Annotated in this window: 19 protein-coding genes; 12 read left to right on the forward strand and 7 right to left on the reverse strand. The window is 46.6% G+C overall.

The window, feature by feature from the left end; genetic code table 11:
• Positions 1 to 65: 65 nt before the first annotated feature.
• The 6 genes from pfaD (at position 66) to NE536_RS06460 (ending at position 9,016) form a co-directional block, all read left to right on the forward strand.
• Entirely contained in the window at positions 66 to 1,712 is a 1,647-nt protein-coding gene (pfaD, locus tag NE536_RS06435; protein WP_261272173.1) for an eicosapentaenoate synthase subunit PfaD, read from the forward strand.
• Positions 1,713 to 2,090: 378 nt separating this feature from the next.
• Positions 2,091 to 3,470, forward strand: a complete 1,380-nt coding sequence (locus tag NE536_RS06440; RefSeq protein WP_261272174.1) for a KAP family P-loop NTPase fold protein — start codon at positions 2,091 to 2,093, stop codon at positions 3,468 to 3,470.
• Between the two features lies 1 nt (position 3,471).
• Entirely contained in the window at positions 3,472 to 6,243 is a 2,772-nt protein-coding gene (locus NE536_RS06445; RefSeq protein WP_261272175.1) for an NACHT domain-containing protein, read from the forward strand.
• Between the two features lie 529 nt (positions 6,244 to 6,772).
• Positions 6,773 to 6,949: a DUF1328 domain-containing protein gene (locus tag NE536_RS06450; RefSeq protein WP_006080947.1), complete on the forward strand. Its 177-nt coding sequence runs from the start codon at positions 6,773 to 6,775 to the stop codon at positions 6,947 to 6,949.
• A gap of 23 nt (positions 6,950 to 6,972) precedes the next feature.
• Positions 6,973 to 7,167, forward strand: a complete 195-nt coding sequence (locus NE536_RS06455; RefSeq protein ID WP_006080946.1) for a hypothetical protein — start codon at positions 6,973 to 6,975, stop codon at positions 7,165 to 7,167.
• Positions 7,168 to 7,309: 142 nt separating this feature from the next.
• Entirely contained in the window at positions 7,310 to 9,016 is a 1,707-nt protein-coding gene (locus NE536_RS06460; protein ID WP_261272176.1) for a diacylglycerol kinase family protein, read from the forward strand.
• On the opposite strand, the gene NE536_RS06465 is transcribed toward NE536_RS06460, so the two are convergent.
• The 3 genes from NE536_RS06465 to NE536_RS06475 all read right to left on the reverse strand — a co-directional run bounded on the left by NE536_RS06465 (position 9,009) and on the right by NE536_RS06475 (position 12,460).
• Positions 9,009 to 9,665 carry a hypothetical protein gene (locus NE536_RS06465; RefSeq protein ID WP_012088707.1) on the reverse strand — a complete coding sequence of 219 codons (657 nt, stop codon included), beginning with the start codon at positions 9,663 to 9,665 and terminating at the stop codon, positions 9,009 to 9,011. The two genes, NE536_RS06460 and NE536_RS06465, sit on opposite strands and share 8 nt — an antisense overlap.
• Positions 9,666 to 9,905: 240 nt before the next feature.
• Positions 9,906 to 10,982, reverse strand: coding sequence for an L-dopachrome tautomerase-related protein (locus NE536_RS06470; RefSeq protein ID WP_172591388.1), 1,077 nt, complete (start codon positions 10,980 to 10,982; stop codon positions 9,906 to 9,908).
• 107 nt (positions 10,983 to 11,089) lie between these two features.
• On the reverse strand, positions 11,090 to 12,460 hold the full coding sequence (locus tag NE536_RS06475; protein ID WP_259544090.1) for a sigma-54 interaction domain-containing protein: 1,371 nt from the start codon (positions 12,458 to 12,460) through the stop codon (positions 11,090 to 11,092).
• A 248-nt stretch (positions 12,461 to 12,708) separates the two neighbouring features.
• On the opposite strand from NE536_RS06475, the gene NE536_RS06480 reads away from it, so the two are divergent.
• Together NE536_RS06480 and NE536_RS06485 are read left to right on the forward strand one after the other, a co-directional pair.
• A complete protein-coding gene (locus NE536_RS06480) occupies positions 12,709 to 13,164 on the forward strand; it encodes a hypothetical protein (RefSeq protein ID WP_012088704.1) in 456 nt (151 codons plus the stop codon).
• A gap of 305 nt (positions 13,165 to 13,469) precedes the next feature.
• Complete coding sequence (locus tag NE536_RS06485; protein WP_006080940.1) at positions 13,470 to 14,024, forward strand: BON domain-containing protein; 555 nt, start codon at positions 13,470 to 13,472, stop codon at positions 14,022 to 14,024.
• Positions 14,025 to 14,220: 196 nt separating this feature from the next.
• On the opposite strand, the gene NE536_RS06490 is transcribed toward NE536_RS06485, so the two are convergent.
• From NE536_RS06490 to NE536_RS06500, 3 genes are all read right to left on the reverse strand, one after another.
• Positions 14,221 to 14,643 (reverse strand): DUF3224 domain-containing protein, encoded by a 423-nt coding sequence (locus tag NE536_RS06490; protein ID WP_261272177.1) that lies wholly within the window; start codon positions 14,641 to 14,643, stop codon positions 14,221 to 14,223.
• A gap of 180 nt (positions 14,644 to 14,823) precedes the next feature.
• The gene (locus NE536_RS06495) at positions 14,824 to 15,609 is read right to left on the reverse strand and encodes a hypothetical protein (RefSeq protein WP_261272178.1); all 786 of its coding nucleotides are present in this window, start codon (positions 15,607 to 15,609) and stop codon (positions 14,824 to 14,826) included.
• Between the two features lie 214 nt (positions 15,610 to 15,823).
• Positions 15,824 to 16,951 (reverse strand): polysaccharide deacetylase family protein, encoded by a 1,128-nt coding sequence (locus NE536_RS06500; protein WP_261272179.1) that lies wholly within the window; start codon positions 16,949 to 16,951, stop codon positions 15,824 to 15,826.
• A gap of 359 nt (positions 16,952 to 17,310) precedes the next feature.
• On the opposite strand from NE536_RS06500, the gene NE536_RS06505 reads away from it, so the two are divergent.
• Both NE536_RS06505 and NE536_RS06510 read left to right on the forward strand, forming a co-directional pair.
• Positions 17,311 to 19,947: a TonB-dependent receptor gene (locus NE536_RS06505; protein ID WP_006085196.1), complete on the forward strand. Its 2,637-nt coding sequence runs from the start codon at positions 17,311 to 17,313 to the stop codon at positions 19,945 to 19,947.
• Between the two features lie 67 nt (positions 19,948 to 20,014).
• Positions 20,015 to 21,520, forward strand: coding sequence for a tryptophan halogenase family protein (locus tag NE536_RS06510; RefSeq protein ID WP_261272180.1), 1,506 nt, complete (start codon positions 20,015 to 20,017; stop codon positions 21,518 to 21,520).
• 9 nt (positions 21,521 to 21,529) lie between these two features.
• Here the strand turns inward: NE536_RS06510 and NE536_RS06515 are convergent, their stop codons facing one another.
• Complete coding sequence (locus NE536_RS06515; protein WP_261272181.1) at positions 21,530 to 22,504, reverse strand: AraC family transcriptional regulator; 975 nt, start codon at positions 22,502 to 22,504, stop codon at positions 21,530 to 21,532.
• Positions 22,505 to 23,043: 539 nt separating this feature from the next.
• Here NE536_RS06515 and NE536_RS06520 point away from each other — a divergent pair.
• Positions 23,044 to 24,336, forward strand: coding sequence for an MFS transporter (locus tag NE536_RS06520; protein ID WP_261272182.1), 1,293 nt, complete (start codon positions 23,044 to 23,046; stop codon positions 24,334 to 24,336).
• Positions 24,333 to 25,175 (forward strand): ROK family protein, encoded by an 843-nt coding sequence (locus NE536_RS06525; protein WP_261272183.1) that lies wholly within the window; start codon positions 24,333 to 24,335, stop codon positions 25,173 to 25,175. The genes NE536_RS06520 and NE536_RS06525 overlap by 4 nt, the downstream gene beginning before the upstream one ends.
• Positions 25,176 to 25,205 lie beyond the last annotated feature (30 nt).

Genomic DNA, 25,205 nt, shown 5'->3' on the forward strand with positions numbered 1-25,205 from the left:
GCTAATTACAAATAATGTGTCGCCTTGGCCAAAGTGCCTAAGGCGGCAATAAAAAGAGAATACCTATGACAAGCCATACTCTCGATCAATTTAATAGTAATAACGAAAAACTTAGCCCTTGGCCGTGGCAAGTCAACGATGCAGAGCTGAGCTTTGATATCGACTCATTAGGCAAAAAACTCAAAGATTTAAGCCAAGCCTGCTACTTAGTGAATCACAGTGAAAAAGGCTTAGGCATAGCGCAAACGGCCGAAGTGACCACCAGTGACAGCCAAGCGCCATTGGGCTCACACCCTGTCAGCGCCTTTGCCCCAGCTCTTGGCACCCAAAGTTTAGGCGACAGTAATTTTCGCCGCGTCCACGGCGTCAAATACGCTTACTATGCCGGCGCTATGGCTAACGGTATTGCCTCGGAAGAACTGGTTATCGCCCTCGGCCAAGCGGGCATTTTGTGCTCATTTGGCGCGGCTGGGTTAATTCCATCCCGCGTTGAAGCAGCCATTACTCGCATTCAAGCAGCGCTGCCTAATGGCCCCTACGCCTTTAACTTAATTCACAGCCCAAGCGAGCCCGCATTAGAGCGCGGCAGCGTTGAGCTGTTTTTAAAACATAAAGTGCGCACAGTCGAAGCCTCGGCATTTTTAGGTTTAACGCCGCAGATCGTCTATTACCGCGCAGCAGGTTTGAGCCGCGACGCACATGGCGACATCGTCATTGGCAACAAAGTCATAGCCAAAATCAGTCGCACCGAAGTCGCGACTAAGTTTATGGAGCCGGCGCCTGCCAAAATTCTGCAGCAATTAGTCAGTGAAGGCCTTATCAGCCAAGATCAAATGGCGATGGCGCAACTTGTACCCATGGCGGACGACATCACGGCCGAAGCCGATTCTGGCGGCCATACCGACAATCGTCCACTGGTCACGCTATTGCCGACGATTTTGGCGCTCAAAGATGAAATCCAAGCTAAGTATCAATACAAGACGCCCATCCGTGTGGGAGCAGGCGGCGGCGTTGGTACCCCCGACGCAGCATTAGCCACCTTCAACATGGGCGCGGCCTTTATCGTCACAGGTTCAATCAACCAAGCGTGTGTGGAGGCGGGCGCGAGCGAACACACACGTAAGTTACTCGCCACCACAGAAATGGCCGATGTGACTATGGCGCCTGCCGCCGATATGTTCGAAATGGGCGTGAAATTACAAGTGGTTAAGCGCGGCACCCTGTTCCCAATGCGCGCCAATAAGCTTTATGAAATCTACACCCGTTACGATTCGATTGATGCCATCCCTGCGGACGAGCGTAAAAAACTCGAAGAGCAAGTGTTCCGCTCATCACTCGATGACATTTGGACTGGCACAGTAGCCCACTTTAACGAGCGCGATCCTAAGCAAATCGAGCGCGCACTGGATAACCCCAAACGTAAGATGGCGCTGATTTTCCGCTGGTATTTGGGTCTGTCTAGCCGCTGGTCGAACACAGGTGAAGTCGGCCGCGAAATGGATTACCAAATTTGGGCAGGCCCAGCGCTCGGCGCATTTAATGCGTGGGCAAAAGGCAGTTATTTAGATGACTATAAAGCCCGTAATGCGGTCGATTTAGCCAAACATTTAATGGTGGGCGCGGCCTATCAATCCCGGATTAACTTGCTGTTATCCCAAGGGGTTAGCATTCCAGTTAGCCTGCAACGCTGGAAACCGCTAAATCGTTTTTAACCCCTAACGGACTATCGAGACATCAAGTAGGGACTCAACTCCCTACTTGATGCAATCTTCTTCACTACCTCGTTAAATCGAAGCGCCTACGTTATTGCCAATCTAATCTCTTGAGTTATAGGCTTTGTTTGTGCCAATGCAGCTAAGCACTGTCGCTCTAGTGGCACGCCGTGAACCCATCCCTGGGGGCTCAACGGAAAAGTCCCTTTTCCCGATGGCCACTGCCGCGACAGTGCCCGCCTGCAACTTACGGCATTAACTGTGACGATCCACATACGGTCAAGCCTGACTAACAAGCCAATAGAATCTAAAGGGAAAACACCGTAAGATACCGACTCGTTAATCGAATTGTATGTACTGCTAGGATATGGATACCGCATGGCTCATCAAAGCTTAAACGACTTGCCCGTCTTAACCGACGACTTCGGCCTTTACACTACTTTTGTTAAAGGTATCGCTGAAGAGATACGTCAAAGTCAGGCACCTAAAACCATCGCTATCACAGGTTATTGGGGCAGCGGCAAGACCAGCGTTTTAGCGCAGTTATACGCACAGTTATTCGGTGAGAACCCACCTTCTATAAAGGGTGAAGCTGTTAATAATCCCAACAGAGTTAACCCCTATTACCAAGGTGTATGGTTTGAAGCATGGCGTTATCAACATGAGCCCCAGCCCATTATCGCCCTTATGCATACAATGCGTCAGTCCTTTAGCCAAAAAAGGAAACTATTTGACAAAGCTGGAAAAATTGCAAGCGTCAGTATGGTCGCAGGTCTTAGCGTGTTTGATGGCGTGATCAAGACTCTCAGTGCAGGAATGGTTTCTGGCCTAGATAAGATCCAATCTATCGGTGATAAATACGAGAAAGATAATCTGCTGAGCCAACTTTCAACTGATCAGATAAACAATGCCCTCAGCACCGCAATAGATCACTTACTGACAGACTTGGCTGATATACCTAACACAGATAGAAAATGTATTATTTTTATCGATGATCTTGATCGCTGTGATGCGGCAACAGCCAAAAAACTGCTAGAGGGCATCAAGGTTTACCTCAATCTGGAAAACTGTATTTTCGTGATTGCCATCGACCCCGCGCAGTTGGAAGCCAGCTTTAAGCTCGAACACGCGCAACTACGAAATACGGGCAATATACAAGATGTATCGAATCACGATGCGACTGAATATCTAGAGAAACTGTGCCAAGACGCTCACAGGTTGCCGATTGCAGATAAGAATCAAATTGCCGAGTTTGTTGCGAATAATCTAAATAAAATACTGACAAATGATCACAACAAATATGTTGGCATTATTGCGGCAATAAAACTTGAACTCGAACAACAAAACTACCTGCCTGCCAATCCACGGCGCTTGAAAATGATCTGTAATCGTTTAGCTGCCTTTATCAGCAAAACCAACGGCGAAACGCAATACCATGCTCAATCCCTGCTGTTTCTCGCCAGCGCTTATGTGAGTTACAGAGAAATATACGAGATGCTCAGCGTTAGCCCTGAGTCAATTATTGATGTGGCTGAATTTACTAAAAATGGCAAGTCTACAATACCCGCCTTTAAACATCTCACAAGTTCGAATACCGAGGCGCGCGGCGCATTTATACATCCCAATAAAATCACTGAATTTCGCTTCGCCAGTTTGCTAACAGAAATAGAGGCAAATGCTAACTTACCTGCTTGGGGAGATTACCTGCATAATCTTATCCAATCCTATAATGCCGCCACTCCCGCAGAGGTCGAATAGTATGAAGTATTTCCCCGAATTTGAGCCCTCAGATAAAAGCAAATTTATTGACCTTTACCGTGAAGGATTTGACCGTTATTGCCGCCAATTAGCAGACTATTATGGTTGCCTGAATAATCAAGGCCTAGCTCTATTGGATGATGATGCAGATATAGACCAAGACAGTGCCTTTATCGATGATCTCTTCGTACTGCCAAGCTTTGGCAATAGTGCCACCAGCGCCGAAAACTTCGATGCTGCGCAGCAAACGCTGCAGGCCAAGGACAATATCAGCCTAGCCAAGCTGTTAGCTGCAAAACCACGGCAATTTATATTAGGTGACCCCGGGATAGGCAAAACGACTTTTCTGCATTGGCTGGCAATAAGCCTAGCCCACCATAGAAGTAACTATGCGCAACAGGCCATGGGGCCCTTACTGCCAATCCTTTTAAGAGTGAGGGATTTTCGTACCTTTCTCACTGTGCCCAACAATACGGAGCAATTTCTCACCAATATCAGGGGCTATTTAGGCTCCCTTGGTGAACTGTTGGATCTAGATAAACTCACTGAGACCATGGCCAATGGTCAGGTCTTACTGTTGGTCGACGGATTGGATGAAATCGGCAAGCAGGAAATGCTGAATCTGGGGCAAACTCTAGCAACTCTGTTTAGCCAATATCCATCATGCCGATGCATTATGACCGCGCGGGTTGTTGGTTTCGATGCATCCTTGCTTTGGCCCTTTGCCAATATTGATAAAAATCAGCCACTAGATTTACACGAATTGAATGAGGCGGATGAATTTGATATTCAGGTTAAAGATGGGCTTAACGCTAAGCTAGCCAATCCAAACAGGCTTAAGCGTAAGACCGATGTATCCCAACTGCATGACTTTGGGCTTTATTATATCCAGCCTCTCAATAATGAGCAGCGACTGCAGTTTAGCCAAAAATGGTGCAAAATCTATGTAAAAACCAGCGATGCACAGGCGCAGTTTATCGACGACCTACAGACCGCGTTTAATGGTAACGGTGCGCTTAATCACTTGGCGCGCACTCCTGTACTATTAAATATGATCTGCTTTATTCAACAGCGCCGTGGTCGCCTGCCCAATGGTCGGGCAGAACTCTACCAGAAAATCATCGAGACCTATTTGGTTAGCATGGACAGGGCCAGAGGCATAAAAAATCACTTTATCGACAGCGAAGATTTTGACTATACCGACATCCGCAACTGGCTGGCGAAACTGGCCTATGCGATGCAGTTAGGCAAGCTGAGTGAATTATTAGGTAAAACTGGCAACAACAATGTTCAAATTGAAAACCTATATTTTGATAATGAGGTTGGCCGTGTCACCAGCCTAACAGAGAGTGACCTGACAAGATTCTTTGCTAAAGAGCTAGAAGAAGTCTATGAAGATAAAGACAAATGCCAACAAACCGCCAAAAGCTTGATCGATTATATCAAGCGCCGTACTGGCTTTTTGATTGACAGAGGGCAGGATGCAGAGCAAGGGCACGAGGCAGTATTTGCCTTCAGTCACTTGTCTTTTCAAGAGTATTTTGCCGCCCACTTTATTAGTGGGCAATGGTCACAGTTGAGTGGTAATCAGAAATTGGTCGACTCCCTGACCTTAAGTTGTAATAGCCAAAGCTGGTTCGAATGCTGGCAACTGGTATTTGAAGACTATTCCCAAAATGGCAACAGCCGTCAGCAACACAGCCAATTTATCGACAAGCTGTTTGGTACTATTGAGCAGCTTGCTGAAAAATTCCCCAACAAAAATGACAAATTTAGAGACAAAGTGGATCATGCGCTGCATCTGCTGAGTAAAATCATCCTCAACCCTGCCGTTAAGCTCTCCCCCAACTACCGCCAGCAGCAAATCACAGTGCTGTGGATACATAATTTCACCGAAGGACAGTTTGATGGTTCAGCATCCATCTATAGCCTGTGGCCCGAGCTTTGCCGCGATTATGATAACGAAGAGAGTTTGAGCCGCAAAGCGATAGCGGCAGCTTTTGCACGTTGTGGACATGAGAATGCAGCGAGTCTTAATTTAAGTGGCGTGCGATCGGCCGATTTGCGGCCGCTCAAACTTTGGTCCAATTTAAGGCAGTTGAATTTAAGCCATACCCAAGTGAACACCTTGCAGCCATTGAAAGATTGCAAACAGCTGGAAATGCTAGAATTTGATAATACGCCCGTATCTGACTTAGCTCCGGTAACCCAGCTTACCGAGCTTAGAAGCCTATCTTTCTCAAACACAGCCGTATCTGATTTAACGCCGCTAACAGGGCTATCAAAACTAACAACTATTTATATGAACTACGCCCAAGTGGTCGAGTTAACGCCATTGGCGGAACTGCTAATACTAAAGACTCTTATGATCAATGGAACAAAAGTGTCAGATTTATCACCACTAACCAACTTAACTCAAATTTATTTTCTCGGATGCAATAATACAGATGTAGCAGATTTGACGCCGCTTGCGAAATTAACGGAGCTGACACTGCTTTGGCTAAATAACTCTCAGGTCTCGGACTTAACCCCGTTGGCCAACATGCCTAAATTGTGGGATTTAGAGGTAGCCAACACTTCTATCACAGACCTAACGCCATTGAAAAAATTGACAAGACTAATAGAACTTAATATATCACACACCCAAGTGACCAATTTAGCGCCTCTGGCCAAGCTGCCAAAGCTAAAAAAGGTGATAGCCATTGGGTGTAAACAACTGAATGCGGCAAGCCTAGAAAGCTTACCCAAGCACATCAAAGCCCATCTTGATTGACGGATATAACCTACTGATTAATTTAAATATATTAGCAAACCATGACACCATCCGATTTGCACCGCTGCACTCGCTCGCATCTGGCACACTCGCTGGTGGCCCATCAAAACAGGGAGGTGTTGATGACTGCAATCATTAAGTGCCACGCGTTTTTAACCACAGCAATTGCTTAGCGTTAAAAAAGCCAATGGATACTCAAGCCGACACTGATTAATGAATTAATTGATTCACGAATTAACAGTGTCGGCTTTTATTTGTCTTTACTTATGAACGACATCAGCTCACAGTCTTTGATTCAACGTATTAGGCTGAAACTCTTACCGAAGCTTAGGTAAAAATTGCCTATTCCACGCTTCGCACATTCGTATCCGCTTAAAACTAATTCTTTAAATTTTATTTAAAATCAATACTTTAATTAAAATAAACAAAGTTGGCATTATGTTCGCAATCTAGAAATAACCATTAGCCGTTACCTTACAAATGACACAAACGGTCATGCGAAGGATTAAGACAAGGGCAGGAGGTTATTATGTTAGGTTGGACATTAGTATTTCTAGTTGTCGCTGTTATTGCCGGACTGTTTGGATTTACGGGTATCGCTGGCGCGGCAGCGGGAATCGCAAAAATTATTTTCTTCTTATTTATTGTGTTACTCGTAATTTCACTGCTGATTAATGCCCTCAAGGGTAAGTCACCGCGACTTTAATTTTTTTAGAAAAGGAGATGTATATGAAACCATTTACTCTGATGACAAGCGCTTCACTGGCATTACTGCTCGCTTTAGGTTTAACCGCCTGTAGTGATAACAAAGCCGAAGATGCCGGCGAAAAAATTGATGAAGTGATGACTGATGCAGGTAATGCCATTGAAGATGCCTGTGAAGAAGTTAAAGAAGGCGTTAAGGCTAAAGATACTAAGTGCTAATCTGGCCTTTAACCTAACTTGAGGGTGGCAATAGACATATCTACTGCCACCCTTTTGATCTAATGTTAACAACGCGATTCACCGATTCAGTCAGCCGCTCAACATGCAGCGGTTAAATCAAAAACAGCATTGGAGGGCGCGTATGCTAAGCAAAATCCACATCAAATATTTCTACTTTATGAGTGCCGTGTTACTCGCCTATTTTGCAGTAACGGGTACGTCTCCCCTGCTCACCTTTATTTGGGCTTGGACAAGCCTGTCGCTATTTTTAGTCGGTTCAGCCTACTGGTTTAATCTCGCCAGCATTTTTAGAAAGCGCCAAGATGGCACTATCCCTTGGTATATTCGCTGGGGCTTTATTCCGTTTTTATTGGGCTGTCGGCTGTATAATCATTGGGCCAGAAAACGCGACTCTGTGCCGTCGATGCAAAAGATAGATGAGCAGTTGTATCTCGGCTGCCGATTATTTTCTGCGGATCTGGAGAAAATCAAAGCCAATAAGATCACCGCCATTCTTGATGTGACCGCCGAATTTGATGGCTTAGATTGGTCGCAGTTTGAAGATCATATCGAGTATTTGAACATTCCCATCCTCGACCATAGCGTGCCGACCAGTGCCCAGCTCAATCAAGCCGTTAACTGGTTGCATCGCCAAGTGCGCGCCAATAAACAGGTGCTGATCCACTGTGCTATGGGGCGCGGCCGCTCAGTACTGGTACTCGCCGCCTATTTAGTCTGTAAAGATAAACAGCGCAACTTCGCCGAAGTATTGCAGCAGATAAAGCAAGTCCGCAAAACCGCGGGCTTAAACAAATGGCAATTACGCGCCCTTGAACACATGCTCAAGCAAGGCAAAATCAACATCCATAAAGTGGCGTGGATTATCGCCAATCCTGTCTCTGGTGGCGGAAAATGGCAACAATATGGTGAGCAAATCCAAGACGAACTAAAAGCCTATTTTGAGCTAACGTTAAAACTCACCAGCGAAAATATCAGCGCAAACACCTTCGCCAAAAAAGCCCGCAGTAGCGGCGCAGATATCATTATTGCCTGTGGCGGCGATGGCACAGTGACAGAGGTGGCATCGGAAATAGTGAACACCGACATCGCCTTAGGGATCATTCCCTTAGGCACCACTAACGCCCTCAGCCATGCGCTATTTGGTTTAAGCAGTAAGCTCATTCCTGTCTCTCAGGCGCTGGACAATATTATCCAAAGGCATTACCAAGCCATAGATACGGCTCGTTGTAATGAACAACTAGTCTTGTTACTTGTGGGGATTGGCTTTGAACAGCAGATGATTGAATCAGCCAACCGTGAACGTAAAAATGCCCTCGGCCAGTTTGCCTACCTCGATGGTTTATGGCGCGCCGTCAATGCCGATGTCACTTTAACCATACAGCTCAGCTTAGATGATGCCGAGCCCACAACATTGACCACCCATAGCCTCATTGTTGCCAATGCCGCCCCGTTTACCAGCGTATTAGCACAGGGCGATGGCGAGCCAAACATGACAGATGGCCTGCTCGATATTACCTGGCTAGATGCCGGCAGTGAGCCGACAGACAAGCTCCTTAGCCTAGCAGAATTAGCCATTGCTGGATGGGTAAAGGAAGGCAATAAAGACACGCATTCAAAGCGACCTGGTACGCCATCTAGCGCGACCAAGGTCCACCACGCCCATGCGAAAAAAGTGAACATTAGCAGTCAGCCCAAGTGTAAATATGTGATTGATGGCGAAATCTTTGAACCCGCGGATCTCACCATTGAAGTCCAACCCGCATCCCTTAAGGTATTTGTGCCTTATCAAGAATCGACTGAAAATGCTATCGACCCAAAAATCATATAAATGACACTATCGCGATGTTTATTAAGATAAAAACAACAAGCGCAATAAGCACTCGCATAAAATTAAATTCACTCACTTTGGGGTGGGATTTTTGAGGACTATTGCTAAAATCCTGAAACTTACAGCCTATCGCTTGCGCGCATTGCTGCAAAACTTGCTGTAATTCCTGCTTGTCAGTGCTGTTAGCCAATTTCAGTTGACTCCCTTTAGGCTGCTGCACTTGTAAATAAGCGAGATAGTGATCTACCGTATCTTCCGCTTGGCGGTTACGGTCGAGCTGGTGCCAATGGGTTGTTTGTAGCAGATAGAGTTGCACAGCATTAATATCTGAAAAGGCATAGGCGCGCCAACGCCACAATCCAGGCAACTTCCCATTGAAGACACCTTTACCGAGCCACAATTGCTGTCGCTCGGTATCTAACCAAGATTGTTGCCGAACTAACGCTAGCGGCAGTACAGGGAACAACAGAAAAAATGCCACCCAACCAAGCACAAGCCGTAACACGGGCTCGGGTTGTAACCAGGCCGCCCTCGCACAAAGCAATCCAAGCACTAACAAGGCAATGGCAAAAAACCACAGTATAGGTCGGTACTGGGTACTCAACGCCTTGAGATAAAGCGCACTCTTAGGAGGTTGATTAAGTGTCACTGAACTTGTTCCTTGTTCCTTGTTCCTTGTTCCTTGTTCCTTGTTCCAAAAATTATCTCACCATCCCAAATTGACCTGTGCTAGTAACAATATGAGGCATTGATAGTTTACACAATCAACACCTAACTTATTTTTAGATCCTTTCGAGTTAAACCAACGACTGACATCAATGGAAATAACCGTTGCGATATCGCTCATAGTGTAACGAAAAGCTGCAACTTTGCAGTTGCAGCTAAGGTGTTATTGACCCGCAGCGGTATCCTCACCGGTCCAGAGTCGCATGATGCGATAAGGTGGTTTGGCTGTTTCAGCTTCGCCATTAAAGGCTTTTGCTTTATGCAATTGATTCACTGAAATATATAACCAGCCCGTTTCACCAAATTGCACACTATCGGGAAAATCCAGCAATGGAGAACTGACCGCTGTTGATAGCGTACCTTTGTTATCTAACATAGATATGGCATTGTGGTTCAAATTGGTGAAGTAATGATTACCTTGTTTGGACGTTGCAGCGCCATCTGACACTGGCTTAGCTCCGACTAATTTTACAGTCGCGATAATTTTATCATTATTGCCTGTTTGTAAAGCCGCAGTCGATAACTGATACCAGTGAGTGCCATTCATTGCACCATAATAGAGTGTGCTTCCATCGGCAGATAAACTGATGGGATTGACCGCGACACTAGCAACCTTGCCATTAAACAATGTTGTTTTGTTATCTATGTTCATTACTGCATCCGCTTCGGCCTGCAGCGAACTATGACCTGAAAAACGTACGGTATGACCATCGTCGATACGCACTGCTAAGAGGCCTGGGTTGGCGATATCGGCTAAATAAATCCAGCCTTTTTGTGAATCGACAACCAGATCCTGCATAAAGCTGCCTTTGGGCGCGAGTGCTTGTGGTAGGACAATTTGTTTATATAGACTGCCATCCTTAATGTTGAATCCCCAAATCCTCGTCTGACCTAATTCTAACCCCATATCTGCGGTCCAGAGGTGTCCAGCTTTGTCCTGAGCAATCCCTAATAAGGTATCAAATTGAGTCATATTGGCAGTCGAAGCTTTTTGCAAATCCATTGAAGGCCAAGCTTTGTAAGCATTGGTTTCACGATTAACTTCAATCAGTTGTAAACCTGACGGCGTATCAAGTGGATGTACCGTGGCAAAAATCCGACCTTGTGCAGTGACGCTGACATTGCCAGGTCGTATTGGCAATTCAGCGACTGTTTCAAGACTTCCTACCGCTGGGGTAGCGTTTACAAAACTACTGGCAGTCAAAGAAAGCCATAATGCTGTAGTAAATAAGTGTTTCATATTCTATCTCCGCTTTTCTGTTTAAGGGCTGTAGAATAGGAGTTATTATTTACAAAAAAAATAGTGCAAAAATCGGTTCTGTTTCAATATTAATTTGATAATCAGCACTATTCCGCCGTCGGCTCACCCGCTTCGACTTGTTGCTCGTACTTGCTGAGCTTGTTGTAGAGGGTTTTTACACTGATCCCCAGTTGCTCGGCAGTGTCGGTTTTATTGCCTTGAGTGGTTTCTAATGCTTGATAAATGGCGATTTTTTCTAAGTCTTCTAAACGCATGCCCTGCGGAATAACCACTTGGTCATCGGCAGATGCCCCCATTTCACTCGCCTGTGGCAGTTGTAAGTGACTGGGTAAAATCTCTTGATCTGCCAAAATATAGGCTCGCTCAATGGCATGTTTTAATTCACGCACATTCCCTGGCCAAGGATATGCCGCAATCATCTGCGCACTGTCTTCAGCGAGGCTTTTATTCTGCTTTTCGGCCACATTACGATAGGCAAGAAAATGCTGCGCTAGCCCGAGAATATCATCGCCACGTTCCCTTAATGGCGGAACGCGGATAGGGAACTGGGCCAAACGGAAATACAAATCTTCGCGAAATTGCCCAGCCTCAATCGCCACTATGGGATCACGATTAGTTGCCGCCACAATCCGCACATTGGCATGCTGCACTTTGGCACCGCCAACGGGACGATATTCGCTATTTTCAAGCACTCTGAGTAACTTCACTTGATGCTCAATCGGCATTTCGGTGACTTCATCAAGAAATAAGGTTCCACCTTCTGCCTGCTCAAATACGCCTTTGTGATCGCGATTCGCACCAGTGAAAGCGCCTTTGACATGACCAAACAGCTCACTATCGACCAACTCAGGGCTTAATGCACCGCAGTTAATTGCAATAAAAGGCTCGTTCAATCTCGGGCTGGCAAGATGTATGGTATTGGCAACGAGCTCTTTCCCTGCGCCACTCTCACCAATAATCAGCACATTACTGTCGGTCGCAGAAACGCGACGTATCGTACGATACAGCTTGTGCATAGCTGCAGAGGAACCGACAAGCAAACCATATTGGTCTAGCTCGCTGGAAAAAGGCCGAGGCCGGATTGGTGATGAGACTAAATACTGGGCAAAATCGGCGAAGATGTCACTGATCAACGTCATATCGTAGGGTTTACGAAAATGATAACAGGCAAAATTCGACATTAACTGATCAAGATTGGGGTTCGGCTGACCATCGGAGAGAAAAATAAACTCGATATTAGACAAGGCCGTATTGTCCAGCAGCCCAAGATAATCCTCACGGCTAAGGCTAGACAGCTCAATGATGGCAACATCAATGTGGTTCGCCTCAAGCTGCTCTATCCAAGGTAAATCATCGACACTGCGTAGCTTATTAAAGTCGGCTGCGCCGGCGAGTTCAATGATAGCTTGCTCGGCGTTTACATCCTGCAGGTGATAAAAAAGTGTCAATCGAGCCATGCTATCCCACTCCCTGTGTATGAAGGGCTACTGTATGTCAGTCGTGAAATTTTAACAACAGCAACGGTAATAGTTGCCGATATTCTAAGAGGATGGCGCAAGTAACCGAGAATATCAGCCTAAAAATCAGCCTGTTAACATACCATTAAAAATGAGAACAAAATATGCATGGTAGCTGAACGAAACGCAATTAGTTAAGCCAAACCGTTAAACAGGACTGTGCCGAACACTGGCATTTGGAGGCATTCATGAAGTCTAATGTTGTGCAACATCAGACTGATATCCGCGCCGATATCAGTTTGATTGATGAAATAATAAAGCTCAATCAAGAAGGGCTAACATTCTACAATCAGGCAATGACGTACGTCGAAGACTATAACCTTAAGCGTATTTTTTCGACCAAAGCGAATATCCACCAACGAATGTTGACGCGTTTTGAACAGCTGCGCCCTCTAACTGGTGAGCCTATTCATGGTCTAAGTCATGCAATACCAGTGACTTATACTCAAGTGACCAAATTGCTGCAACAATGCCATATGGCACAAGCGATGGCCGCACTTGTCGCCATTGAACAACAAGTGTTAATCCAGATGAAACAAGCGGTAAGGCAAGCACATCAGCCACAGCTTGCCAATCAGCTCGCAGAAGGTGCCGCTTGGTTGCAAATCAGTTGCGATGGTATGAGTTCACTCAACCCCAGTTAATCCTTGTAGCTGTTAGCATCAGTGCACATCAATATGATGTCTCTGTACTAATACGGCTTGCTACTGCATACGCGAAACCTTACACACTCAACCGCACTTATTCGTGCGGTTTTTTTATGCTCTAAAGATGGCTTTGCTTACCAGCAAAAATTACATTTTGTCGGTAAAAAAGACCGACTTAGGGGAAATCGCTGAGACATGAAAATATCGAAACTATCAACTAGAAGCATTAAATTCAATAACTTAATAAAACTGGCACGATTCACGCATTATCTAACATCGAGAAAACAACGGAGGATATGATTATGAAAACCACAACAGCATCAGTACTAGCGACCTTACTTGTCGGTTCAATCAGTTTAAATGTCGCAGCGGCTCAAGATTGGAAGGACGGGGCAAAGGATGCGTGGATCGATGGTAAAGCTGAAACCACTTTACTGCTCAACACTAACCTCAATTCCTTTGACATTATCACCGATGTGAAAGACGGAAACGTCACATTAACAGGTAAAGTGGAAAGCAGTGTTGATAAAGCCCTCGCCTCTGAACTGATCAAAAGTTTAGACGGGGTAAAAGATGTCGATAACCAACTCACTGTAATGAATGAGAAAGAAGGCACCAGTGACGTTGTCGCGTCGTTGACCGATTCTAAGGTTGCCACAGTCGTCAAAACCCGTTTACTGTTTTCAACCGATGTTTCTGGCACCCAGATTAATGTGGATGTCGCCAATGGTATCGTCACCTTAAAAGGTGAAGTTGCTAGCGATGCCGAACGTCAGTTAGCGCTGAAAATTGCTGAGAATACCGACGACGTGAAAAAGGTTGTCGATAAAATCAAAGTCGTAAAAAACATGTCTTAATGCAAGCAGTTAGTCTTGACTCAACAATTTGACCTAATTGGTTATAAAAGTTAGTTATAACAAAGCATTACAAAAAACCAGCCTAGGCTGGTTTTTTTATGTCTATTATCAGATTTAACCAAGCTAGGTTTTCTATCTCGACTAAGGAAGACTAAATTGCGAAAACAAAAATCGAAGTGGGAAAATAAAAGCTGCGCTAAAATGTGGGCTCAGCGCTGGCTTCAAAGCCAAACTGGAACTCATAAAAATGCTGACCATTTTCGATACTGATGGCCATAGTGCCCGTTAAGCCCTGCAACTCGCCCACGCCAGAATGGGGAACCACTTCTAAGATCAAACGGTTTTGCCCATCGGTCATAATGCCAAAATGTTGCAGCACGAAACTGCCCTGCTTACCGCATACATTGCCAACCACTTGTTCAATCGCCACATAGCCAGCCGAGCCTTTGACTGACGTCATCGCACTGAGCATTTCACCTTGACTGCGGCCCTCAAGCTCACCATAAAAGGTTTTATCTAAGCCCATACGCCCTAACGTCACGCCGCCAACCCCAGTCGCATAGGTGCTATCTGGGGTGAGCTTAACATCAAATTTCCCCGTAATTTTACTAACTTGCATGACACTCTCCTTGTCAAAACGTTATGCCAAGTCTATCTACCCGAGATTGCTTGCCGCTGCGGCAAGCATGATTCACGGAACGAAAAATAACTTAGCACAAGCCTGCGCAGATCCATAATCGCATTTACACACTTCCCTTACACACTTCCCTTACACACGCCCCTTGCACACGCCAACTGACTACTGAGTTAAGTGACTGATGCCAGTTTCACTCACTGCCACTTCTGTGGTTTTGACGATTTCAGGGCTTTCAGACATAGGTTGGTCAGGCGCTCTATCGCGATAAGTCACGGCAATTTTGAATGGAGCTTCGAAGGGATAAACAGGTTCAATACTGTCCACCTCAATGCGATCGCCCAGCACGACGCTGCCTAAATGCTTCAAATTATTGTGTTCAAAATCGAGGCTAAACAAACCAAGATACCAAAATACCCCCGAACCTTGGGTCGTCACAATAAACGGCGCCACAAAGGGCATAGTCTGCAGTTTAGGATCATCTTGAATGGGCGCGTTACTCTGGGTATCGGGCTCTAAAGCGGGATCGAAATTTAACGGGGTAATGCGTAAATAATCCAGTAATGCTCGGCCTTTTACGTCACCGTCTTGATAATCCCCCATTGCAAATTCTGTTTGCTTGATCTTAATAAAATGGGTCAAGGCAACCGATTTACCGCCCTCTGGTAGGGTAATTTCAAACGGGTTAGCGGTATTTAAGCTAAAGAGTTTAAGCATCACTTCCGATGCATTCGCCACCGGTTTAACCTCAAGTGGTGTCACCACTTCGACCTCATTGGCCTGTGCCTGCGCTTTTTCCTGTGCCATAGCCTCGTCGTATTGCATAACTTGGCCATCTTCCATCACCATATAAATATCATCATTGGTCATGTTGAAACGGTAAATACCCGCGGCAAGTATGGCGAATATCACTAAGGTGCCCGCTAGGGTTAACTTTACAAACGTACTCATTTTCTCTCCCCAATCGCGCGCTTTGTGCGCTGCTTTTCTAACACTGATCAACTTCAAATCAATGTCGGAGCAGTATTACAGATACTGAGTTAAAGCGGAGTGGGTAAAGTGTAAAAAAGTGACGCTATTTTGAAATTTGTCAGGCTAAGTTCAGCAACATGTCCTTTACTCGGTGAATATTATGGGCCGAGTAAATACTCAGCCCAACACTTAGCTACTTCTCGTTTTTCCACAAGGCTGGGGTTTGACTCGGTTGCCAATTACTTTGGGAGAAATGGGCTTGCACTAAGGAATAGATTTTATCTTGATACGAGACAAAATCAGGCTGCTGATAATCATGCTGATCCTGCCAAGCAGGGGCATAGTTATCTAGCGTGTCGAAACGGTATCCTTGGCGCTGCGCCTCTTCCACGAAGCGTTTAATTTTAGGCAAATTGATGGTCGCCCCTTGACCACGATGGGCATTCTCAAACAGGAAGTCGTGGGTCAAGATCACCACTTTACCGTCGTGCAAACCATCGCTGCAGTCTAAGTTCTGCGTGCGACTGTTGAGAGGGTTCATTGTGGTGCCCGCACAGGTGTTGATCACTTGATTGATTTTATCCACCAGCTCAAGCCCATCGGCCATAGATTCGGCTGGAAAAGCCACGCCCCAATCCTCTGGGCCCCAATCAAAGTCCCAACCAAATATTTTATAGTCACTCTCGGCGAGCATGTTTTGAATTTGCACCGCAACTTGCGAACTGTTGGTAGAGGTTTCAGCGGTACAAGCAAAAGCGGGGTCCCAAGGCGGCACAGTATCAGAGGTGGCACACAAGCCGTCGCCTTTGAGTTTACTGCTCACTCGCCAGCCATTGGTATAGGGCAAACGCGCCAACTTAGTCATCTTGTTGTTGGGATAACTGGCGGCATTAGGGATAAGTTCAACCACTTTGGCGGTGTTCGTCACAAAATAGGTAAAGTCGGTAGCCGCATCTTGATAGGATTTAACTGGCCAGAGGCCCACTTGATTGCAATAAACCGCCCCCGATTGCACACCATCGGTGCAGTTATGCAGCATATGATCGTAACTGTGGTTTGCCAGAATATGACCATCGTCTAGCAAACGTTGTAGGGCGACAGCCGCCAACGCTTCGTTTTCATCCCCTTCGCCATACATATGAAATGCATTGATAAAGAAGGTCGCCTTGATATTGGCATCCTTTAGCGCATCCAATACCCCTAAAGTCGCGTCAATTGGACCATCATCAAAGGTGAGGTAAATGGTTTTATCGCTGGCGTGGGCAAGACTTACGCTCGCTAAACAGAGTCCAACTGCGGCGGCTATCGATTTCAGTTTCATGATCTCATCCTATAGATAATGTTTGAGGCTAATGATTAAAAAGCAATGAGTTAACGCCCATGTATCTCAATTCGCACACAGTGGCGGCACTCATTCGCTCGGCATCTCTATAGTGAGTAATCTAGCCAGCGTTAGTTATACCATCCTAGCAACAAGCCATACTTTTCTACGCTAAGTCGTTAAATCGTTAAATCGTTAAATCGTCCATCAGCATTCAAGTTGAAATCACCGCCGCCCTCGCGTTAAACACAATAGAAAAATACCAATCCTAGTGTGAAAAGTACCGCATCAACAATTCGATAACAGGTAAGTTAACTGGAGAAAAAAACAACACTAAAGCACTACAGGGACGCTATAACATGTCAGAAGGTCAACTATTTAAGAGCTCTTTGCTCGCATTGTGTATCGCTAACGCCTTATTCGGGATGAGTTCAACCGCAGTCGCGGCGGAGCAACAAGAGGCAACGGCAGAAAATATGGAGGTAATCCAAGTACGCGGCATACGTCGCTCGATTGAAGCCTCATTGAATACCAAACGCTTCGCCGACTCCACGGTCGATGCCATCACCTCGGAAGACATAGGTAAGTTTCCCGATAAAAACATCGGTGATGCGCTGCAGCGAATTTCTGGGGTCACGGTCGATAGGCAATACGGCGAAGTAAGCGGCGTTACTATTCGCGGTACAGCGCCAGAGCAGAGCCGTATTTTGCTTAACGGTCAAACCGTTGCCAGCACTTCTTGGTATGACTTGGGTCCTGCCACTCGTACCTTCAATATGGAATTGTTGTCGGCTGAGCAAGTGAACGCCGTTGAAGTGCATAAAACCCCGACTGCCAGACTTGAAGAAGGTGCGCTGGGCGGTACTGTCGATCTCAAAACCCGCAAGCCCTTAGATCTCGATGCCCACACCTATCAAGTCGCTGGCGAACTGAGCCAAAGCAGCCTGTACGATGAAACAGACCCGAGTGGCTCTTTCCTCGGAAGCTGGAAAAATGACGATGAAAAGTTCGGCATTTTAGGCGCCTATTCAGTAGAAAAAATTACCAGCGGCCGCCAAGTGCTGGAATCTCTCAGTGGTTATTATGAATACTTCGCCGCCGATCCCGCGCAAAATCAAGAATCTACCGTTGGCGCTTGGGGCATTGGCTCGCAGGCCTTTAGAGCCGAACGTGAACGGACCAGCGCCCAAGTCACACTGCAATTTGCGCCAACTGACAATACCGAGTTCACCTTAGATTACTTTAATTTTGAACTCGATATCCCCCACGTAAACCATAACTTCTTAACCGTTGGCGCGCGCGGTTCAGGCTCCACCAACGTAGTGAATAACGCCCAAGGCGGCACAGCGTCGGCAACGATTCTGCCGGCGTATGCGTCGATTATTTATAACCCTGTGGTGCGCCACGCGGTCAATATGAAATCTGACGTACTCAACTTAACCGGAAAATACGTCGGAGACAGTTTTACGGTGAGTGGCGTCATTGGCCAATCAACCTCAGATGGTGGCACCCAAGGCGGTTCATCTTCTTGGTGGATCCCAGCGACAGATCAAGGCGGTAAAATTGGCGATCCCGCCTTCCCTAACGGTCAAGGCAGTGTCGATGGTGGCTTTAGTTACGACGCCACGGGTCCCTACCAAGTGGTGCTGACGAGTTTAGATGCTAACGATGCCAGCCAATTCAAGCACGCCCAAGAGGCGAACTACGAAACCACAGTGCAAGATCATAAAGTGACCTACGCACAGACCGATTTCGAATATCAACTCGACCATGATTTTATTAACAAAATTGCGGTCGGGATTAAATACAACACCAGTGATTTCGAGCGTAATGCCTTCAACCGTAACCCCGCAGAAATCCTAGGTTTCGTGCCCAATGGCAACCTCGCTAACTGGAGCGATGGCGTGCTGTCTGGGCTACATTCCCAGAGCGGCGGCAATGTACTCGACTCCTATGCCAAGTTAGATGAAGACAAATGGTGGGCCTTTATCAGCGAGAAATACGCCAATGGCGAGTTAGTGGAAGTCGCCGATCTCGGTAACACCTTCACTGTCGAAGAGGATATGTTGGCCCTGTACGCCCAAGCGGATTTCAGCGGCGAATTCTACCGTGGTAACTTTGGCGTGCGTTATGTTAACACTGACCAAACCTCAACCGGTTTTGCCGATGGCAAGCCCTACAATGAATCCGTCAATTATGATAATTGGCTACCGAGCATCAACGTCGCCTTCGATCTGCAAGAAGATTTAATCCTACGTGCTTCGGCCTCTTCCGTGATGGCACGTAACAACTACAGCGATCTCAAACCTGGTTTAGCCATAGCGAAAAACTTTGGTACTGCGACCGGCGGTAATCCAAATTTGAAACCCTATAAGGCGAACCAAGCCGACCTTGGCATCGAATGGTACTTCACTGAATCTTCTATGTTGTCGGCGGCCTTGTTCTACAAAGATATTGATAACGTAGTGTTTGTCACTGAGTCGACGCAGTACATTGAAGGTTGCGGCGCGTCAGAATCCGAGTGGGATAAATGCCGAGTTACAGCCCCTGCCAACGGCGGTAGCGGCTCAGTGACTGGGCTTGAAATCCAGTTGCAACATAACTTTGAAAGCGGTTTTGGCTTCTTGACCAACTACACCTATGTTGACAGTAAGAGCACTCGCCCCGATGGCACTGAACAAATGATTGAAGGCGTGTCAGAAAACTCCTTCAACGGCTCACTCTTCTACGAAGATGATCTATTCAGCGCCCGTATCGCCTATAACTGGCGTTCAGAATACTTAGGCGTGGGTAACATTCAAAACGTGTTAAACGACAGCTATCAGCAAGTCGATGCCTCGATTATTTGGCATGCGATGGAGAACTTAGATGTTTCACTCGAAGGGGTAAACCTAACCAATGAAGTGGTGCAATCCTATGATGTTAAATATGGATTGACCCAAAACACCATCGAATTTGGTTCACGTTATTTCGTCGGTGCCAGCTACAAATTTTAAACTTGAGTCACACTATAGCCGACCTTAGGGTCGGCTTTTTGCGTTGATAATACAGCGGGGATAAGCCATGAAAGTGAAACAAGCAATCAGAAAAATCATTATCTTAGGTGGCGGCACCGCAGGCTGGATGGCAGCGGCCGCCCTCGCGAATAACCCCGTATTTGCCGCCATTGAACTCTGTTTAGTGGAATCGGACAACATAGGCAATATCGGCGTTGGCGAAGGCTCGACGCCACACTTAAAACGCTTTATGGACAACTTAGGCATCAGCGAAAAAGATTGGATGGAACGATGCCACGCCAGCTATAAAACCGGCATCGACTTTATCAATTGGAATGGTGACGGCCAGCAATACTTCCACCCTTTCTATTTTCAAATGGATGTAAAACCCGCTGAAGTTTTCTTTATCAACGCCAATGCAAGACGCCGAGGGCATGGCAATGCCGTTAAACCCGATGCGTTTTTCTCCAGCGGTGTATTGGCCAAACACAATCTCAGCCCAAGGCCGAATAAAGCAATGCCCTACATCAACGAATACGGCTATCACTTCGATGCGACTGAGCTGGCCAACTACTTAAAAGATTATGCCTGCCAGCGCGGCGTACGGCAGATCATTGCTGATGTGGTTGAGGTGTCAACCTCCCCAAACCAGCAGATTGAGACGCTGATCCTAGCAAATGGTGAACGACTGAGCGCCGACTTTTTCATCGATGCCAGCGGCTTTAGCGCCAAGTTAATTCATAAAGCCCTAGGCGTGCCCTTTCAATCCTTCGCAGATGAGTTGCTCAACGACAGCGCCGTTACTGTACCTGTATTAATGGAGCCCATTCAGACTCAAGCACAGCAGGCAAAGTACCATACCCGCGCCACGGCGCTCAGTGCGGGCTGGCTATGGCAAATCCCCCTCACCCACAGGCTTGGCAATGGCTATGTTTATAGCAGTCGCCACCTCAGTGCCAATGCCGCGGCTAAGGAATTGTTGCACAGTGTAAATTTACCCGAGTCGACCCAAGTGCGTTTTCTCAAGCTGCGGGTCGGCGTCAGTGACAAGGCTTGGCACAACAATGTGCTGGCGATTGGGCTTGCACAAAGTTTTATCGAGCCGCTCGAAGCCACATCCATCATGATGACCCAGTTCACCCTTGAAAGATTTATGTCATTATTCGAGCGTTATCAATTAAATAAGCAGGCAGAAACCTTAAGTCGACAAACATTAAATCAAGCAGTAATGCAGTTAGTGCTCGGCATAAAGGATTACATTCAGGCCCATTATGTCACCAGTCAGCGCAGCGAACCTTATTGGGTGGCAGCGAGAAAAGTCGCCATTTCCCAAAGGCTGACGCAACTATTAAAAGCTTGGTATCAAGGGGAAGACTTTGATTTACTGCTTTACCAATACGATCAGCAACTCGCCTACTTTCGCCCCTCTTGGTATGCGCTGTTAGCGGGAATGGATTACCACGACCCCAAACTCAAGCGCCCATTTGAGCCGATTTCAGCGGACATTACGGCGCAGGCAATAAGCTATTGCCAAACCTTAGTGGAGCAGTATTTTCAGCCTAAGCATTCGTGATAGTAAGGGTTAAATCGCCCTTTGTTTACTGCTAAAGCGCTGACGAAAGCGACTCGGCGTGACGCCTTTAAATTGAATAAAGCGTCGATTGAAATTAGATAAATTATTGAAACCACACTGATCGCTGATGGTTGAAATCGGGCTCTGGTTCGAGAGTAATAACTTGCACGCCTTAGCGATCCTGAGTTGGTTGATAAACTCAGTTAAGGTTTTCTCGGTGCGTTTTTTAAAGAAGCGATGGAAATGATTGGTGCTCATGTGCGCCAACTTTGCCAAGTCCTGTGCCGACAAGGCCTGAGTGTAATTGTCATAGATATGCTCGATCACTTTATCGAGCTTTTTCACGGTAAAGTCGAGCTTACTGCCGTGGGTGAACAAGGTGCTCGACAAGAGTTCTTGCTGACTATCCTGTTGTAATAACGCTAATAATTCCAATAACAAAATATAGCGTTTAAAGGGATTAGCCGTCTCCATCGCGATAAACACGCTATGCGCCTTGCGCGCCGTTTCCTCACTAAACAACACGCCCCGTTTGGCATGGGTCAACAGCGAATGCAAGGATGCTAACTCGCGCTGCTCATTCACAATTTGGTGCAGCCAGGCTGCGGGAATTTGCGCCACATACACGACTTCCTTCACTCGACTTTTCGAAGCGGAGCCCATCAAAACGGGCTCTTTCAAACCGACCGCAGTTGAAGTGCCGCCTTTCAAACCGTCATCCTTTGAAACCTCGTCAGTTAAAACATCAAGGTTAGCCTCGGATTGCCAGCCGTGGGGCATGTCTGGGCCGATGATCACTAAATCATAATCGCCATAGCGGGCAATATGATCGCCCACATAACGCATGCCATAACTGTTGAGGGTTAAGCAGATTTCGTACTCGGGGTGATAATGCCAGTTGAGATCCATGTGGTTCCATTCATAGCGAAAGTAACGCCAAGAGCTGTTTTCATCGGGGATCACTTTTTCACACAGAGGTTTCATCCATTAAACTCCAGTTACTCATTCCTTTACCTTAGCTTCAATCAGCCCTTACACATCAACGCCATTTACTCAAGCTAGCCGTTATTCCATCCTGTTAAATTATTCAATTACTTAGACCTTATTTTTAATGCCAGCTTTGACCTATCAGCTCGGCGAAATCGCTGTGCCTCGCGCACTATTGTCTATAGCAAGTCAGCCCTACAGTGATACTCAACTCCGTTACTCTAATACTATTCTATCCAATGTTAATTAAAGGTAACTATTTTACAAGCAAACACTTTATCAGCAGATACTAAAACACGGTTTTACCTATGCCTATCCGCAGCAGCTATCTGCAACTCGTATCTATCGCCAGTATCTATCGCCAGTATTTACAAGTATCTACAGCCCGTATTAACTGCACCTGATGTAAATCAGCTAAATCAGCGCGAACAGGATTTACATATGTGAGAAAAGTATCGACAGAGGCACTATTCGTATCACCGCCATAGCGAGTGTCAGTCCACAATGAATTTCACTTAATTCAATTGGCTAAGCACATGAAACACAAACCCATCATTCTGTTTGTCCTCTGCACTTTCTTTGTGATTTCCTTGATGACCAACAGTATGGGGCCGATTTTCCCTGCGTTAATTGACAGTTATGCTATCGGCCTGACGTTGGCGGGGTTATTTCCCTTTGCGTTTTTTATCGCCTACGGGGTGACATCGATTCCTGCGGGGATTTTGGTGGACAAGTACGGTGAAAAACGGGTGATCATCTTAGCCTTTAGCCTCGCGTTTATCGGCGCCGTCACTTTTGTGTGTCTCCCTACCTTTAGCATCGCCATGTTTAGCCTGTTTTGTATCGGCACTGGCATGAGTTTATTGCAGGTAGCAGTGAATCCCTTACTGCGCCAAGCCGCGGGGCCTGAGCACTTTGCCTTTTTCTCCGTACTGGCCCAACTCGCCTTTGGCGGCGCCGCAACCTTAGCGCCGCTGGTGTACCAGCATTTTGTCGCCTTAAATCAAGCAAGTGCAGCATCCGCAAACTATGTGCAGCAGCTATTGCCCGAAAACATGAGTTGGCTCGCCATGTACTGGTTATTTACCGTGGTCGCGCTCGCCATGGTGCTCTTTGCCAGCCTAGTGAAGATGCCCAAAGTGGATAAATTGGCGGATGAGTCGGCGGGTGCTCTGGAGACCCATTTACGCCTTTTCAAAGATAAAACCGTTTTGAAATTCTTCTTCGCTATCGCCGCCTACGTTGCACTTGAGCAAGGGCTTGCTAATAGTATCTCAGTCTTTTTGTCGCAATATCATGGCCTTGATACCTTAAGTGTCGGCGCCAATGTGGTTAGCGATTTTTGGTTTTACATGACGCTCGGCTGCCTACTCGGTTTGCTGCTACTTAAGCTTATCGACAGTCAGATCTTGCTGCTCAGTTTTTCCCTTAGTTCACTGGTTTGTTTTCTGGTGGCGATTTGGGGACCGAGCCAACTAGCATTAATTTGTTTCCCATTGGTTGGCTTTTTCATTTCTATCATGTGGTCGGTGATCTTCTCGCTGGCGCTCAATTCTCGCGCCCAAGATCATGGATCATTCGCTGGCATTCTCTGCACTGGCATTATCGGCGGCGCGTTTATCTCGCCGATCATTGGTGTTATCAGTGAGCTGTCCGGCGAGTTACGGTTCGGGATGTTAGTGCTGTTAATCCCTATAGCTTACATAGGTTATGTCGCGCTAACGGCTCGCCCCTTAATTAAAAACACCACCCTATTTTCAACAAAAGCGGCATCAAAGAATGACGAGCCGATGGCGACAACCAACACGAGAGGCAATAAGCTATTATGAGCGTCCTATGTTTAGACCTTGGGGGAACTAAACTGATGTTGGCACAGGTGGAAGGTAAAACCTTACTCGACACTTGGCGGTATCCCGTTCCCGCCGATGGCAATTTCGAACAGTTACTCGATTTCCTCGTGACCTGTATCCACAGCCACCTCACGCCTGAAACCTATGGTATTTCCATCGGGATACCCGGCATGGTGGATATGCACAGCGGCACTTTACTCGAAGTGCTCAACATCCCTGCGTTGACGGCAACGCAGTTAGCCCAGCAACTTAAAAATACCTTTGAAATGGATGTTGTTGTGAATAACGACGCTAACCTCTTTGCCCTTGGCGAAGCTGTGCTCAATCGCAATCAAGACATGCTCGGGATTACCTTAGGCACAGGCGTGGGCGCTGGGGTGATTTTTAATGGTCAGTTGTATTCGGGTAAACATTGCGCCGCAGGAGAAATCGGCAGCTTGAGTTATCGCGATGGCATAATTGAGCACTACTGCTCGGGGCAATACTTCACCACTCACCATCACATGAGTGGCGAACATTTGTATCAAAAAGCCTGTGAAGGTGACAGCCAAGCGCTGCAAGCCTTCGCCCATTTTGGTGAACACTTGGCGCACATGATCGCCCAAACCTTACTGGTATACGATCCTAAAGATATCGTCCTTGGCGGCTCAGTCAGCCAAAGCTTTCCCTTCTTTATTGAAGCGCTTAAACAGAAATTGCAAAGCTTAGTCTATGGCCCCCAACTGGCGGACTTGACGATTTCAGCCAGCCAACATCACAATGCGGCACTCATTGGCGCCGCGCAATGGTTTTTACAACAAAAGGGCTCAGTTAAGTGAAAGTACAAATAACACAGAAAGGGAAAATAA

Source organism: Shewanella septentrionalis, assembly GCF_025370265.1.
Taxonomy (GTDB): domain Bacteria; phylum Pseudomonadota; class Gammaproteobacteria; order Enterobacterales; family Shewanellaceae; genus Shewanella; species Shewanella hafniensis.

Excerpts from the sequence above, each read along its gene's own strand:
- pfaD (WP_261272173.1), top strand. The coding sequence starts at position 66 with ATGACAAGCCATACTCTCGATCAATTTAATAGTAATAACGAAAAACTT.
- NE536_RS06440 (WP_261272174.1), top strand. The coding sequence starts at position 2,091 with ATGGCTCATCAAAGCTTAAACGACTTGCCCGTCTTAACCGACGACTTC.
- NE536_RS06445 (WP_261272175.1), top strand. The coding sequence starts at position 3,472 with ATGAAGTATTTCCCCGAATTTGAGCCCTCAGATAAAAGCAAATTTATT.
- NE536_RS06450 (WP_006080947.1), top strand. The coding sequence starts at position 6,773 with ATGTTAGGTTGGACATTAGTATTTCTAGTTGTCGCTGTTATTGCCGGA.
- NE536_RS06455 (WP_006080946.1), top strand. The coding sequence starts at position 6,973 with ATGAAACCATTTACTCTGATGACAAGCGCTTCACTGGCATTACTGCTC.
- NE536_RS06460 (WP_261272176.1), top strand. The coding sequence starts at position 7,310 with ATGCTAAGCAAAATCCACATCAAATATTTCTACTTTATGAGTGCCGTG.
- NE536_RS06470 (WP_172591388.1), bottom strand. The coding sequence starts at position 10,982 with ATGAAACACTTATTTACTACAGCATTATGGCTTTCTTTGACTGCCAGT.
- NE536_RS06475 (WP_259544090.1), bottom strand. The coding sequence starts at position 12,460 with ATGGCTCGATTGACACTTTTTTATCACCTGCAGGATGTAAACGCCGAG.
- NE536_RS06480 (WP_012088704.1), top strand. The coding sequence starts at position 12,709 with ATGAAGTCTAATGTTGTGCAACATCAGACTGATATCCGCGCCGATATC.
- NE536_RS06485 (WP_006080940.1), top strand. The coding sequence starts at position 13,470 with ATGAAAACCACAACAGCATCAGTACTAGCGACCTTACTTGTCGGTTCA.
- NE536_RS06490 (WP_261272177.1), bottom strand. The coding sequence starts at position 14,643 with ATGCAAGTTAGTAAAATTACGGGGAAATTTGATGTTAAGCTCACCCCA.
- NE536_RS06495 (WP_261272178.1), bottom strand. The coding sequence starts at position 15,609 with ATGAGTACGTTTGTAAAGTTAACCCTAGCGGGCACCTTAGTGATATTC.
- NE536_RS06500 (WP_261272179.1), bottom strand. The coding sequence starts at position 16,951 with ATGAAACTGAAATCGATAGCCGCCGCAGTTGGACTCTGTTTAGCGAGC.
- NE536_RS06505 (WP_006085196.1), top strand. The coding sequence starts at position 17,311 with ATGTCAGAAGGTCAACTATTTAAGAGCTCTTTGCTCGCATTGTGTATC.
- NE536_RS06510 (WP_261272180.1), top strand. The coding sequence starts at position 20,015 with ATGAAAGTGAAACAAGCAATCAGAAAAATCATTATCTTAGGTGGCGGC.
- NE536_RS06515 (WP_261272181.1), bottom strand. The coding sequence starts at position 22,504 with ATGAAACCTCTGTGTGAAAAAGTGATCCCCGATGAAAACAGCTCTTGG.
- NE536_RS06520 (WP_261272182.1), top strand. The coding sequence starts at position 23,044 with ATGAAACACAAACCCATCATTCTGTTTGTCCTCTGCACTTTCTTTGTG.
- NE536_RS06525 (WP_261272183.1), top strand. The coding sequence starts at position 24,333 with ATGAGCGTCCTATGTTTAGACCTTGGGGGAACTAAACTGATGTTGGCA.